The 13,961-nt window shown below is 67.6% G+C and carries 11 protein-coding genes, 2 pseudogenes and 1 riboswitch; of the genes and pseudogenes, 9 read left to right on the top strand and 4 right to left on the bottom strand.

The features are described from left to right. Window positions 1–94 precede the first annotated feature (94 nt). The 6 genes and pseudogenes from ACFFU4_RS09440 (at window position 95) to ACFFU4_RS09465 (ending at window position 7,415) form a co-directional block, all read left to right on the top strand. The gene (locus ACFFU4_RS09440) at window positions 95–1,090 is read left to right on the top strand and encodes a taurine ABC transporter substrate-binding protein (protein ID WP_377069413.1); all 996 of its coding nucleotides are present in this window, start codon (window positions 95–97) and stop codon (window positions 1,088–1,090) included. An 84-nt stretch (window positions 1,091–1,174) separates the two neighbouring features. Continuing rightward, a pseudogene (locus ACFFU4_RS09445) lies at window positions 1,175–1,984 on the top strand (taurine ABC transporter ATP-binding protein). Continuing rightward, window positions 1,981–3,246 (top strand): ABC transporter permease, encoded by a 1,266-nt coding sequence (locus ACFFU4_RS09450; RefSeq protein WP_377069415.1) that lies wholly within the window; start codon window positions 1,981–1,983, stop codon window positions 3,244–3,246. The pseudogene ACFFU4_RS09445 and the gene ACFFU4_RS09450 overlap by 4 nt, the downstream one beginning before the upstream one ends. 123 nt (window positions 3,247–3,369) lie before the next feature. Then, window positions 3,370–4,530 carry a CaiB/BaiF CoA transferase family protein gene (locus ACFFU4_RS09455; RefSeq protein WP_377069417.1) on the top strand — a complete coding sequence of 387 codons (1,161 nt, stop codon included), beginning with the start codon at window positions 3,370–3,372 and terminating at the stop codon, window positions 4,528–4,530. A 42-nt stretch (window positions 4,531–4,572) separates the two neighbouring features. After that, window positions 4,573–5,268: a hypothetical protein gene (locus tag ACFFU4_RS09460; protein ID WP_377069419.1), complete on the top strand. Its 696-nt coding sequence runs from the start codon at window positions 4,573–4,575 to the stop codon at window positions 5,266–5,268. Window positions 5,269–5,372: 104 nt separating this feature from the next. Next, window positions 5,373–7,415: an ASKHA domain-containing protein gene (locus tag ACFFU4_RS09465; RefSeq protein ID WP_377069421.1), complete on the top strand. Its 2,043-nt coding sequence runs from the start codon at window positions 5,373–5,375 to the stop codon at window positions 7,413–7,415. Between the two features lie 110 nt (window positions 7,416–7,525). Here ACFFU4_RS09465 and ACFFU4_RS09470 read toward each other — a convergent pair. Further along, window positions 7,526–7,732, bottom strand: a pseudogene (locus ACFFU4_RS09470) (hypothetical protein); the annotation flags it as partial. 187 nt (window positions 7,733–7,919) lie between these two features. On the opposite strand from ACFFU4_RS09470, the gene serB reads away from it, so the two are divergent. Next, a complete protein-coding gene (gene serB, locus ACFFU4_RS09475) occupies window positions 7,920–8,807 on the top strand; it encodes a phosphoserine phosphatase SerB (protein WP_377069423.1) in 888 nt (295 codons plus the stop codon). Between the two features lie 30 nt (window positions 8,808–8,837). Here serB and ACFFU4_RS09480 read toward each other — a convergent pair whose 3' ends face one another. Both ACFFU4_RS09480 and ACFFU4_RS09485 read right to left on the bottom strand, forming a co-directional pair. Further along, complete coding sequence (locus ACFFU4_RS09480; protein ID WP_377069425.1) at window positions 8,838–9,089, bottom strand: EF-hand domain-containing protein; 252 nt, start codon at window positions 9,087–9,089, stop codon at window positions 8,838–8,840. A 412-nt stretch (window positions 9,090–9,501) separates the two neighbouring features. Next, window positions 9,502–9,996: a L,D-transpeptidase family protein gene (locus tag ACFFU4_RS09485; protein ID WP_377069427.1), complete on the bottom strand. Its 495-nt coding sequence runs from the start codon at window positions 9,994–9,996 to the stop codon at window positions 9,502–9,504. Window positions 9,997–10,252: 256 nt separating this feature from the next. Between ACFFU4_RS09485 and ACFFU4_RS09490 the strand changes: the two genes are divergently transcribed. Further along, window positions 10,253–10,516, top strand: a complete 264-nt coding sequence (locus ACFFU4_RS09490; RefSeq protein ID WP_377069429.1) for a DUF1127 domain-containing protein — start codon at window positions 10,253–10,255, stop codon at window positions 10,514–10,516. A gap of 220 nt (window positions 10,517–10,736) precedes the next feature. On the opposite strand, the gene ACFFU4_RS09495 is transcribed toward ACFFU4_RS09490, so the two are convergent. Continuing rightward, window positions 10,737–11,024 carry a hypothetical protein gene (locus tag ACFFU4_RS09495; protein WP_377069431.1) on the bottom strand — a complete coding sequence of 96 codons (288 nt, stop codon included), beginning with the start codon at window positions 11,022–11,024 and terminating at the stop codon, window positions 10,737–10,739. Window positions 11,025–11,116: 92 nt separating this feature from the next. Beyond that, window positions 11,117–11,317: riboswitch (cobalamin riboswitch) on the bottom strand. 125 nt (window positions 11,318–11,442) lie between these two features. Here ACFFU4_RS09495 and ACFFU4_RS09500 point away from each other — a divergent pair. Continuing rightward, window positions 11,443–13,959, top strand: coding sequence for a heavy metal translocating P-type ATPase (locus ACFFU4_RS09500; RefSeq protein WP_377069433.1), 2,517 nt, complete (start codon window positions 11,443–11,445; stop codon window positions 13,957–13,959). The last annotated feature ends 2 nt before the right edge of the window (window positions 13,960–13,961 follow it).

Genomic DNA, 13,961 nt, shown 5'->3' on the forward strand with positions numbered 1-13,961 from the left:
CGCCTGGACCATAAGCGGCGCAGACCGCGAAAATCATCTGGCAGACAAGCGGGGACACGCCCCGCGCAACATGACCAACGGGAGATAGACAAACATGACAATCAGGGCGAAATTCCTCTCCGCCGTGACCGGCGCGGCGCTGCTTGGCGGCACCGCCGGAGCGCAGGAACTCAACGTGGCGTATTTCCTCGAATGGCCGATGCCGTTCCAGTATGCCAAGGAAACCGGCATGTACGAAGACGCGCTCGGCATGGAAATCAACTGGCGCGCCTTCGACACCGGCACTGCAATGAGCGCGGCGATGGCCTCGGGTGACATTCACCTGTCGGTGAGCCAGGGGGTTCCGCCCTTCGTGGTCGCGGCGAGCGCCGGGCAGGATCTCCAGATCGTGGACGTGGCGGTGAGCTATTCAGACAACGACAACTGTGTCGTCGCCGAGGCGTTGGAAATCGACAAGGACAGCGCAAAGGAGCTGGAAGGCAAGAAGGCCGCGGTGCCGCTCGGTACCGCCGCGCATTACGGTTTCCTCAAGCAGATGAACCATTTCGGCGTCGATATCTCGACCATGGACGTGGTCAACATGGCTCCGCCCGAAGGTGCGGCCGCCATCGCGCAGGGTGCGGTCGACATGTTCTGCGGCTGGGGTGGCTCGCTGCGCCGCGCCAAGGAGCACGGCAATGTGCTGCTGACCGGCCAGGAGAAGGAGGACCTGGGCATCCTCGTATTTGACGTCACCTCGGGCCCCGCCGATTACATTGCCGAAAATTCGGATGTCGTGGCACAGTTCCTCGCCGTCACCGCCGAGGCCAACGCCATGTGGGCCGATCCGGCGAACCGTGACGAGATGCTGCCGGTGATCGCCAAGGACAGCGGCATGGATATCGAATCCACCGCGGCCACCATCGACACCTTCGTCTTCCCGCCGGTGGACGAGCAACTCACCGCGAAATGGCTCGGCGGCGGCGCGCAGGAGTTCATGAAGGGCGTGGCCGACGTGTTCGTCGAGGCGGGCAGCATCGACGGCGCGCTCGACACCTACGAGGACAATGTCAATATCGGGCCGCTGCAGCAGGCGGCCGGCGGGTCCTGATCCGCTTTCTCCCCGCGCGGGCCGGAGCCTTTGCGCCCCGGCCCGCGCACCCGAATGTCTCGAACAGTCGAAAAGGGGCGGAGGATGTCGACACTCTCCATCGAAAACATCTCGATGCGGTTCGACCTGCCGAATGGCGGTCACGTTCAAGCACTTCAGGATGTCACGCTCGAACTCAACACCGGCGAGTTGATGAGTGTGCTGGGGCCCTCGGGCTGCGGCAAGACCACCCTCCTCAACATCCTTGCCGGTTTTCTCGCACCCACCGAGGGGCGCATCACCCTCAACGATCACCCCGTCACCGGCCCCGATGCCGAGCGCGGCATGGTGTTCCAGCAAGGCGCGCTCTTCGAATGGATGAGCGTGCGTGACAATGTGAGCTTTGGCCCCCGCATGGCCGGCAAGCGCTAGAAGGAATGGCGCGGCACGGTCGATCACCTGCTCGACGTGGTGGGCCTGCAGGATTTCAAGGAAAAGGCGGTCTACGAGCTGTCGGGCGGGATGCAGCAGCGCGTGGCGCTGGCCCGCTGCCTGGCCAATGACCCGGATGTCATTCTGATGGACGAGCCGCTCGGCGCGCTCGACGCGCTGACGCGCGAAAAGATGCAGGGGCTGGTGCTCAAGCTCTGGAAGGAGACCGGCAAGACCATCATCCTCATCACCCATTCGGTCGAGGAGGCGCTGCTTCTGGGCGAACGCCTTCTGGTCATGGCCCCGCGCCCGGGCCGCATCCACAAGGAATACCGCCTGCCCTTTGCCGATGACGGCGTGGGCCGCGACCTGCGCGAGGTCAAGAAGAACCCCGAGTTCGCGGAAAAACGCGAGGAGATCCTGTCGATGATCTGGGATATGGAAGAAGAGATCATGGGCCGCACAGAGGAGGTCGACGCATGATCATCCTCATCATCTATATCGCGATCTTCACCGCCGCCTTCTTCGTGGTCAGATTCGGCGTGCGCAAGTTCCGGCAGATGCGCGATTTCACCTCGCTCAAGACCGTGACCTTCGGCGACGAGAGCGCGGTGCGCCCCGACCGCTGGGCAAGCGTGATCTCGGTCGTGACCGTCTTTCTGCTCTGGGGCGCGTTCACCGGATCGAGCTGGGTTCCGATCCACGCGCCTGGCCCGTTCGTGGGCGATGCCGAGTTCACCTACACGCTCGAGGCGCCCGACGGGTCGCGCGACGATGCCACCGTTCTCGTGCGCGTGTTCAAGGTCGGCGAAGAGATCGAGACCCCGGAGATCGAGCCCGGCGACGGTTTTGCCAGGAACGACGTCTCGTCGGTGGGCGCGTGGCGCTCTGATCTGATCCTGATGGACAAGAACGACGAGATAACGCGCGACGACGGCGCGAAGGTGGTGGCTATCGACGGCCAGCCCGTCAGCGCGGGCGAGACCGTCCCGGTCGCGGATGGCAAGGTGGCCGTCACCTCGAAGGGCTCGCTCAACTTTTCGCCGCACCCCGGATGGCAGATGGAGCCGATCTGGCTGCCGCCGCCCGAATCGGTTGTCGATCGCGTGGGCGAGATCGCCAGCGAGGGCTACCAAAACTTCACCCTGTGGGAGCATCTCTACTGGTCGCTGTTCCGCGTGATCGTGGGCTTTGCTCTTGGCGCCGCCGTGGGCATTCCTCTTGGCTATGCCATGGGCCTCAGCGACTGGTTCCGCGGCTGGTTCGACCCGATCGTGGAATTCATGCGCCCGGTGCCGCCACTGGCGCTGATCCCGCTGGTGATCATCTGGGCGGGGATCGGTGAAAGCGGCAAGATCATCCTGCTGTTCCTTGCCGCGCTCTGGATCATGACCATCTCGGCGCGCGCGGGCGTATCCGGCGTGGCGATCTCCAAAGTGCACGCCGCCTATTCGCTGGGCGCGTCCAAGTGGCAGCTCATGCGCCACGTCATCGTGCCCAACTCCCTGCCCGAGATATTCACCGGCGCGCGCGTCGCCATGGGGGTGTGCTGGGGGACCGTCGTGGCCGCCGAACTGGTGGCGGCGGAAAAGGGCGCGGGCATGATGATCATGGTCGCCTCGCGCTTTCAGCTCACCGATATCGTCATCATGGGGATTATCCTCATCGGCATCATCGGCTACGGCATCGACATCGCCATGCGCAAGGCCGAGAACTGGCTGGTGCCGTGGAAGGGCCGCATCTGACGGCGCAACCGTAATCAACGCCGAAACAAGGGGGCTGCATCGCGGCCCCCTTGATCCGTGTCAGAGACAGGTCACGCAGGACCGCTAGAACCGGGCCGAACCAACCGATGCGAGAGCCGCGCCATGACCCGTCCCCTGCAAGACCTCCTCGTGCTCGATCTCACCCATGTCCTCGCCGGGCCCTTCGCTTCGCTCACCCTCGGTGATCTCGGGGCAAGGGTCATCAAGGTCGAGCGCCCCGGCACGGGCGACGACACCCGCGCCTTCCCCCCCTTCAAGGACGGCGCGAGCGCCTATTTCGCCGCGATCAACCACGGCAAGCAGTCGATCGCGCTCGACCTCAAGGCCGAGGCGGACCGCGCCATCTTCGACAATCTGCTCGGGCGTGCCGATATCCTGCTGGAAAATTTCCGCCCCGGCGTCATGGAAAAGCTGGGCTATGGCTGGGAGACGCTGCACGCGCGCCACCCGGCCCTGATCTACGGCGCGGTCAGCGGCTTTGGCCATACCGGCCCGGACGCGCACCGCCCCGCCTATGACATGGTGGTGCAGGCGCGCGGCGGGGTGATGTCGATCACCGGCGAGGCGGGTCGCGAGCCGGTCCGCGTCGGGGCCTCGATCGGCGATATTCTGGCCGGGATGTATCTCGTGCAGGGCGTGCTCGCCGCCGTCATCGACCGTGCCAGAACCGGCAATGGGCGCAAGGTGGACGTGGCCATGCTCGACAGCCTGCTGGCGACGCTCGAACACGCCGTGGCGATCACCACCGCCACCGGCACCCCGCCGGAGCCGTCCGGCGCGCGCCATCCCTCGATCACGCCGTTCGAGACCTTTCATGCCGCCGATGGCCTCTTTGTCATCGCGGCGGGCAACGACGCGCTCTTTGCCCGGCTATGCGACGTGCTTGGCCTGCCGCTCGCGCGGGATCCTCGCTTTGCCACCAACCCGGCGCGCTGCGACAACGCCCGCACGCTCAAGCGGCTGATCGAGGCGATCACGCTCGACCGTCCGAAATCCCACTGGATCGAGAGGCTGGAGGCCGCCGGCGTGCCGACCGGGCCCATCCAGAACGTGGCCGAGGTGCTCCACGATCACCAGATTCTTGCGCGCAACATGGTGGTGGATGTGCTCGACGCGCAGGGTCAGCCCGCCTTCGTGGCCGCCGGCAACCCGATCAAGATGAGCGGCATCGCTGATCCCATGTCACGCGCCCCCGCCCCCGCGCTCGACGGGGATCGGGCGGCGATTCTCGATTGGCTGCAAAAGGGCGTGAACACGGTGTGATACGGATTGTCCGCGCCTCGGATCGCGGCCTAGACTCCGAGTATGGAAAACAGCCGTCCGGCCACCCCCGCCCTGCCCGATCCCCCGCCCCTCAAACTGGGTGTGGCGCGCACGCTCGCGCGGCTCGGCCTGATCGCTGTTCTTGCGCTGGCGCTGCATTTCGTCTTCGTCTGGGCCGAAGGCTGGATCACACGCAACGAATACGGCTGGGCGATGCCGGGGCTCTTGCTGGCGGTGCTGATGATCTACGCCGTACTCATCGCGATACCCTTCGTCCCGGGCGTCGAGATCGGGCTCTCGGTGCTCGCCGCTGGCGGCGCGGGGATCGCGCCGCTGGTGTGGCTGGCCACGGCAACCGGGCTGTCGCTCGCGTTCGTTGTGGGCTGCACCGTTCCCATCGCGTGGCTGCGCCGCGTGCTGACCGATCTGCACATGATCCGCGCCGCGCATCTCGTTGCCCGGTTCGAGGCGCTGCCGCACAAGGGCCGGGTCGCGTTCGCCCAATCGCTCCTGCCCTCGAAATACTGCGGCTGGATCATCAGGTATCGCTACGTCAATCTCGCCTTGCTCATCAACATTCCCGGCAATTCGCTGATCGGCGGGGGCGGCGGGATCGCTTTCGTGTCGGGGCTGTCGGGCACGTTCCGCGCGCCGCTGGCGATCCTGACAATCGCGCTGGCCACCGCCCCGGTGCCGCTCGCCATCTGGCTCTTTGGCATGAAACTGCCCTGGGCCTGAGGCCGACATGCCGCGCGCGTGCCGATTCCTGACGCTTGCGGGCAGTCGGGCGCAAGCCTATGGCTTATGGTCCGCAGCAGGCACAAATGAGCAGGACCAGCGCCATGCCAAACGATCCCCTCGTCGTCTTTACCCCCTCGGGCAAGCGCGGACGATTTCCCCGGGGCACCCCGGTTCTGACCGCCGCGCGGCAATTGGGTGTCGATCTCGATTCGGTCTGTGGGGGGCGGGGGATTTGCTCGAAATGCCAGATCACGCCGGGCTATGGCGAATTTTCCAAGCATGGCGTGACGGTGCATCAGGATGCGCTGTCGGAGTGGAACAAGGTCGAGGAACGCTATGACCAGAAGCGCGGGCTGAAGCCGGGGCGTCGTCTCGGCTGTCAGGCGCAGGTGATGGGCGACGTGGTGATCGACGTGCCGGCCGAATCCCAGGTCCACAAGCAGGTGGTGCGCAAGGCCGCCTCGGCCCGGGTGATCGAGATGGATCCGGCGACCAAGCTCTATTTCGTGGAGGTCGAGGAGGCCGACATGCACGAGCCCACCGGCGATCTGGAGCGGCTGGCGCGGGCGCTGAAAGCGGAGTGGGGCATCGACGCCATCCGCGCCGATCTGACGCTCCTCTCAAAGCTGCAACCGGTGCTGCGCAAGGGCAAGTATCAGGTGACCGTGGCGCTGCATCGCGGCCATGCCGGGGACGCCGCACAGGTGCTCGAAATCTGGCCGGGGCTGCATGAGGACGGGCTTTACGGGCTGGCCATCGACCTTGGCTCCACCACCGTCGCCGCGCATCTCACGGATCTGGTGACCGGCGAGGTCAAGGCGTCCTCGGGCATCATGAACCCGCAGATCCGCTTTGGCGAGGATCTGATGAGCCGGGTCAGCTATTCGATGATGAACCCCGGCGGCGACAAGGAAATGACCGCCGCCGTGCGCGACGCGATCAACACGCTGGCCGAGGAGATCGCCAAGGAGGCGGAGATTGATGCGAACCTGATCGTCGAGACGGTCTTTGTCTGCAACCCGGTGATGCACCACCTTCTGCTGGGCATCGACCCGGTGGAACTGGGGCAGGCACCGTTTGCGCTCGCGACCTCAAGCAGCATGACCTTGGGTGCCAAGGAGCTTGACCTTGCCGCCATCAACCCGCGCGCGCAGGTCTATATCCTGCCCTGCATCGCGGGCCATGTGGGGGCCGATTGCGCCGCCGTGGCGCTCAGCGAAGAGCCGGGCAAGTCCGAGGATCTGGCGCTCATCGTCGACGTGGGCACCAATGCCGAGATCCTGCTGGGCGACAAGACCCGCGTTCTGGCCTGTTCCTCGCCCACCGGTCCGGCGTTCGAGGGTGCGCAGATTTCCAGCGGTCAGCGCGCGGCCCCGGGGGCGATCGAGGCGATCCGCATCGACCCCACGACCAAGGAGCCGCGCTTTCGCGTCATCGGCTGTGACAAGTGGTCGGACGAGGACGGCTTCGACGACGAGGTCGGCGAAGGCGGCATCACAGGCATCTGCGGATCGGGCATCATCGAGGCGGTGGCGGAACTGCGCATGGCGGGGCTGCTGGACGAGAGCGGGCTGCTCGGATCGGCCGAGGCCACCGGCACGCCGCGCATGATCCCCGAGGGGCGCACGCATTCCTATCTCATCCATGACAGCACAGAGCATGGCGGGCCGCGTGTGACCGTGACCCAGGGCGATATCCGCGCCATCCAGCTTGCCAAATCCGCGCTCTATGCGGGCGCACGCCTGCTGATGGACGAACGCGGCGTGGACAAGGTGGATCGCGTGGTGCTGGCCGGGGCCTTTGGCGCGCATATCTCGCCCCTGCACGCGATGGTGCTGGGCATGATCCCCGATGTGCCGCTGGACAAGGTGACATCTGCGGGTAATGCCGCCGGAACAGGCGCGCGCATCGCGCTTTGCAACGTCGCCGCGCGGCGCGAGATCGAGCGCGTGGTGGGCGAGATCACCAAGGTCGAGACCGCGATCGAGCCGAAATTCCAGGAGCATTTCGTTGCGGCGAACGCCATCCCGCACAAGACCGACCCGTTCCCGGAACTGGCCAGGATCGTGCCGTTGCCCAGCCCGTCCTTCAACACCCATGGCGATGGCAGCGACGGCGGGCGGCGCAAGCGCAGGCGGGGCTGAGGCCCCGGCATGTCACCGCAAACGCCGTGATCGCAGCGGTTTTCGGATATCACCGGTGACAACCGCTGGCGCGCGACGCTCCAACGGCTTGGTTTCGCACGCTCAAGGGTTCAGGAGCGGTTCCTACCCTTGAGCAACATGCTCCGGAATTTTGGCCCCATCCGATCAAGGGGTTCGGCGGTGCCGGGGGTGGCGGATTGATCGCCTTGCGGGGGGCGACTGACCATGTGCGCCCGGTTCCGCGCCAACCCGCGGCATCGGCTTTTCAGGCAGCCAGACTGACGCGCCCCCACCCGAAAGGGATGCTCGACCTTTGCCGTGCCGGTTTCCTGCACTTTGCACCACCGCGTCGATCCCGGCGAGCAACCGTTCCCGCCGCACCCGCGTTCGGCGGCTCAGCCTGACACGGGCGGGATCGACAAGGCGGGATGAGCGCATCGGGGGTCTTTCCCCGTCGCGGAAACGGCGCTAGACCGCCGACACCTGCCCAACCGGAGGGACCCGATGCACATTGCCACGCTGATCGCGCCGCCCGGCACCCTCGATCCCGCGCTGGTCGCGGCGCTGCAAGGCGCATGGGGCGGCGGCGACGCGGTCTGGCTGTCGCCCGACGAGGCGGCGGAATTCACGCTGCCCCAGGTGCCCGGCAACCGCGAGGAGGTCTGGCGGAACCTGCAGGTTCAGGGCGTGGACCTTGCGGTTCAGCCGGCCGAGGGGCGGCGCAAGACCATGCTGCTGGCCGACATGGACAGCACCATGATCCGCCAGGAATGTATCGACGAACTGGCCGAGGTGGCGGGCGTGGGCGCGCATGTCCGCGACATCACCGCCCGCGCGATGAACGGCGAGCTGGATTTCGAGGGCGCGCTGCTCGAACGGGTCGCGCTCCTGAAGGGTCTGCCGGAAACGGTGATCGCCAACGTACTGGCGAGCCGCATCACGCTCATGCCCGGCGGCGCTGCGCTGGTGGCGACGATGCGCGCGCAGGGCGGGTACGCCGCGCTGGTCTCGGGCGGGTTCACGGCCTTTACCGCGGCCATCGCGGCGCGGCTCGGCTTTGACGAGCACCGCGCCAACACCCTGCTGACCGAAGGCGGGCTTCTCACCGGCGATGTCGCCCGGCCCATCCTCGGGCGCGAGGCCAAGGTCGCGGCGCTGGCCGGGATCACCGCCCGGCTCGGGATATCGGAACGGGATGTGATCGCGGTCGGAGACGGGGCCAACGACCTCGGCATGCTGGGCCGCGCGGGCACCGGGGTGGCGCTCCATGCCAAGCCCTCGGTCGCCGCGCAATGCGACATCCGCATCCATCACGGAGACCTCACGGCGCTGCTCTACCTTCAGGGTTACGCGCGGGGGGATTTCGTCGCACCTGACCGGGACGGGCAATAGCCCGCCCCGGCGGGGGAGTAACCGGAAAGATCAGCCTTCGCTCGACGACAGGACGCCTGCGTCCTGCGCGGCGGCAAACTCTTCCTCACTGAGCACGCCGTCGGCGTCGGCGTCTGCCTCCATGAAGGCCTCTACCGGTGCGTCGGGCATGGCGTCCTGGAATTCGGACATGGTGACGTAGCCATCCCCGTCGGCATCCGCGCTCGTGAATTCGGCCGCCTGCGCGGTGGCAGGCAGGGCAAGCGTCAGGGCGAAACCTGCGGCAAGCGTTGTCTTGGTCATCTCGATAATCCTTTCGTTTCAGGTTCCCGGACAGCGCCGTTGCGCCGCCGTGAGCGGATCATGGAACGCACCCCCGAAATTGTCGCCATGCACTGAGAAGATCCTGAAAAACATGCGGAAATCAGCCAGAACCCGCGCGCCGCATCGGCGGGCCTTCGCTCCCCTGCCGGATCGCGCGGAAAGCCGCGCGCGCGGCTGACCGTTTCAGGCGGATCGCCGCGCGAAACGCCGACCTGCGCCGGTAGGTGGAACATCGCCGAGGGTCGATTCGCGCGACTCAGGCCGACGCAGAAGCAAACCTGATCGCGCCATGCAGGTGAGCTCTGCCGATCTGATGCGCCTCGCCTTGCAGCGGGCGGTCGGGGTGGACGACCGCCGGTCCCGTTGTGCGGATATTCGGTGCGCCGATCCGTTAGCGCACGATCAGCCGCGTCCCGTGGCGGATCGCCGCCGCGATTCTGCGCAGGTGACGGGGATCGAGCGCGATGCAGCCCGCCGTGGGATAAACCGGCCTGCGCCAGCGGTGCACGAAGATGCACGAGCCGCGCCCGCGCGCGGCGCGCGGCCAGTTCCAGTCGGTCACGATCACCAGGTCATAAAGCGGATCGGCGCGGCACAGGACTTCGTGACTATGGGGATAGGGCGCGCGCACCATGAGGTTGTAATCCTCGTGGCCCGGATCGTCGGACCACAGGTCGCCGGGCCGGATCGGTACCGCCCAGTCCGCGGGTCGCGCCATGCGGTCGGGGCGGTAGAGCATCCCGACGATCCGGTGGATGCCGGTGGGCGTGGCACCATCGCCCTCGCGCTTGTCGCACGCAATACCGCCGCGCCCGATGGTGCAGGGGTAGCGCCGCCCGCCAAAGCGCAGCCCGGTGGGCGTGAGAACGAGATCGCGCGGTGTCATGCCCCTTGCTACCATGTGCCGCTGCCCGGTCCAGAGATTTTCGCGGCGAACATGACGTTTACGCCGCAATGCAGCGAGACGGGATTTTTCAAAGCTGCGCAACAGGGCATCAGGATGTGATGAAAAACTCCGCGATTGCCTGACGTTAAGTCACTTTCCGCCATGCGTTTTCTGCATGGCAGAAATGTTCATCGAGGTATTGTGCAAGTGCAGAAACCGGCTATCTTTGGTTCAAGCGAGGCCGGACAGAGCGGCCTTGAAGGGCGAAAGCGAAAAAGATCGCAAGGGAAAGAAAATGGCACGGTCGATCGTCACGCAACATGGCAGCGCAGGCACGGTGTGGAGCGAACTCCGCGCCACCGCTCATGCCGCAACGCAGCATGCGTCGGCCTGGATGGCCTATCGCCGGACGGTGCGCGAGCTTTCCGGTCTGAGCAACCGCGATCTGGCCGACTTGGGCCTGCATCGCAGCGAAATTCGCCGGGTCGCGCGCGATTCGGTCTACGGCGCAAGGCGCTGAACGGAATGCGGGTGCGCCTCTCCTCCTCCCTGGCGCATTCGTGACGGTCACGGGTCCCCTCTCCTCCTCCCTGGGACCCGGGGCCAGACGACAGGGTCGCGAACACGGTCCTGCAAGATAGCGGACGGTCTCCTCCTCCTCCCTGAGGCCGGAAGCGAAAGAGAACGGCGGCACCCTCCTCCTCCCTGGTGTCGCCGTTTTTCTTTTCCCCCGCATGATTTCAGTTGAGCAGCTCCGCGCGCCGCACGCGGGCGGCCCGGCGGCGGACGGCGCCGCCTGTCAACGACCTGCTGGCCTCGTGCAGACAGCCGACGAAGGCGCGCGCCGCCGCGCTTTGGGCGTCGCGGGCAGCCGGCGTTTCAAGTGCGTCGCGGGCCATGCGCGCGGTCACCGGGCCCGGCGCGGCAAGCACCCATTCGAGAAAGCCATGCCGCGCAGCGGCCAGCGCCTGCGCGCCCTCGGTCGGGCTGTTCTCGAGCGCGCCGATGATACGTGTGACATCCGTCATGATCTGGTCTCCCCGGCCACACCCCGGGCCGGATGGGGCAGAGGGCGGGGCGATGGCGCGGGGCACGCACAAACGCCCGCATCGCCCACCGCGATTCGACGTGGACCATGGCTGGTTTCCGGGCTTGGGTGGCGGGCCGCGGGCCCATGCGCGAGGCACCTTCCCGGGCCGCTCCCGGCCCAGTGGCATAACGCCTCGTCGCCCACCCTTACCGTTGCGGGGGCAGCGCCGGTCTCTCACCGGCTTCCCAATTCTCCACCCCATGGGGTGGCACCATGACGTGCACAGGCTAACACCGGGCCTCGCTCCCGCAAGCGCAAAGGCGAAGATCGCGAGACGAAAAGCGGCACTGGGCTTGACCTTCCAGTTACGGGAATCCCTATCTATCGTTCAAACACCCAGGGAACGGAGCATCGACATGGCCGAGAGCCGCCAGATCAGGATTTACCTCGACGGGCTGACCTGCGCGAGCTGCGTGCGCCGCGCCGAGGCGGCGCTCACCGCGCTCGACGGGGTGACCCGCGCCGAGGTCAGCCTCGCGGATGCCTCCGCCCGGATCGACGCGACGGACACGGTCGCGATGCCCGAAATCGCAGCGGCGCTCGACGCTGCGGGCTATCCGCTGCGCCGCGCCGAGACGGGGCTCTCGGTGGACAAGATGTCCTGCGCGTCCTGCGTGGGGCGGGTCGAGGCGGCGCTGGCCGCCGTACCGGGCGTGCTCGACGTGCGGGTGAACCTCGCCACCGAAAGCGCGCGGGTGATCCATGCCGAGGGTGTGGTCACGGCGGACGACCTCGCGGCAGCGGCGGGCGACGCGGGCTATCCGGCGACGGTGACGCAGGGCGGAGAATCGCGCGACGCGACCACGCGCAAGCAGGGTGAGGCGCGCGACATGGCCCGGCGCACGGGTCTGGCGGCGGTGCTGGCGCTGCCCGTCTTCGTACTGGAAATGGGCGGCCACGCCATCCCTGCGCTGCATCAGCTCATCGCCGACACGGTGGGGATGCAGGCAAGCTGGGTGCTGCAATTCCTGCTCACCACGCTGGTGCTGGCCGGGCCGGGCCGCGGCTTCTACCGCACGGGTATCCCGGCGCTCCTGCGCGGCGCGCCGGACATGAACAGCCTCGTGGCACTGGGCACCGGGGCCGCCTACGGCTATTCGGTGGTGGCGACCTTCCTGCCCGGATTGCTGCCCGAGGCGGTGCGCGCCGTCTATTTCGAGGCGGCGGCGGTGATCGTGGTGCTGATCCTGCTGGGCCGCTGGCTGGAGGCGCGGGCCAAGGGCCGCACCGGCGCGGCGATCGAGCGGTTGATGGGGCTGCAGGCACGCACTGCGCGGGTGATGCGCGACGGCACGGCCGAAGAGGTGGAGATCGACGCCATCGTGCCCGGCGATATCGTGCTCGTGCGCCCCGGAGAGCGTATCCCCGTGGATGGCGAGGTGACCGAGGGCAGCGCCCATGTCGACGAGAGCATGATCACCGGCGAGCCGGTCCCGGTGGCCAAGTCCGCGGGCGACGCCGTGACCGGCGGCACCGTCAACGGCGCGGGCAGCCTCGATCTGCGCGCGACGCGGGTGGGGGCCGACACCACGCTGTCGCAGATCATCCGCATGGTCGAGGAGGCACAGGGTGCCAAGCTGCCGATTCAGGGCATGGTGGACCGGATCACGCTGTGGTTCGTCCCCGCGGTGATGGCGGTGGCGGCGCTGACGGTGGCGGTGTGGCTCGCCGTCGGCCCCGATCCGGCGCTGACGCTGGCGCTGGTGGCGGGCGTGTCGGTGCTGATCATCGCCTGCCCCTGCGCGATGGGGTTGGCGACCCCCACCTCGATCATGGTGGGCACGGGGCGCGCGGCGGACATGGGCGTGCTGTTTCGCAAGGGCGACGCGTTGCAGGCGCTCGCGGGCATCCGCACCGTGGCGCTCGACAAGACCGGCACCGTGACAGAGGGCCACCCCGAGATGACCGACCTGGTGCTGGCCGAGGGGATGGACCGGGCCGAGGTGCTGCGGCTGGTCGCCGCGGTCGAGGCACGCTCGGAGCACCCCGTCGCCGATGCCATCACCCGCGCCGCCCGCGCCGAGGGCGCGGAGATGGCCGAGGTGACGCAATTCGAGACCATCACCGGCCATGGCGTGCGGGCGCGCGTCGCGGGGCGTGACGTACTGGTGGGGGCCGACCGGCTGATGACGCGCGAGGACATCGACACCGCACCGCTCGCACAGACCGAGGCCGATCTCGCGGCACGCGGGCGCACCGCGCTCTTTGCCGCGATCGACGGGCGTCTGGCCGCCGTCATCGCCGTCGCCGACCCGGTAAAGCCGTCAAGCGCCGCCGCCATCGCAAGCCTGCGTGGCATGGGGCTGCGCGTGGCGATGCTGACCGGCGACAAGCGCGAAACGGCAGAGGCCATCGCCCGCGAGACCGGCATCGACGAGGTCGTCGCCGGGCTCTTGCCCGAGGACAAGGTCACGGCGATCAAGGACATGCAGGCGCGCGGATCCGTGGCCTTTGTCGGCGACGGGATCAACGATGCGCCCGCGCTGGCGCAGGCGGATGTGGGCATCGCCATCGGCACCGGCACCGATATCGCCATCGAGGCCGCCGACGTGGTGCTCATGTCGGGCGATCTGCGCGGGGTGACGGGGGCGGTCGCGGTGTCGCGCGCGACCATGCGCAACATCCGGCAGAACCTCGTCTGGGCGTTCGGCTACAACGTGGCGCTGATCCCGGTGGCGGCGGGGGTGCTCTACCCCGCCTTCGGGACGTTGCTCTCGCCGGTGCTGGCGGCGGGGGCGATGGCGCTCAGTTCGGTCTTTGTCGTGTCCAACGCCCTGCGCCTGCGGCGGCTGCGCCCGGCCATGGGTGACGAGGCGGGAGAGCACGCACGGAACGCCGCCCCGGTGGCCGGACGCCCGGCCACCGCCGGGTAACG

The sequence above is a fragment of the Roseovarius ramblicola genome (assembly GCF_042430665.1).
GTDB lineage: Bacteria > Pseudomonadota > Alphaproteobacteria > Rhodobacterales > Rhodobacteraceae > Roseovarius > Roseovarius ramblicola.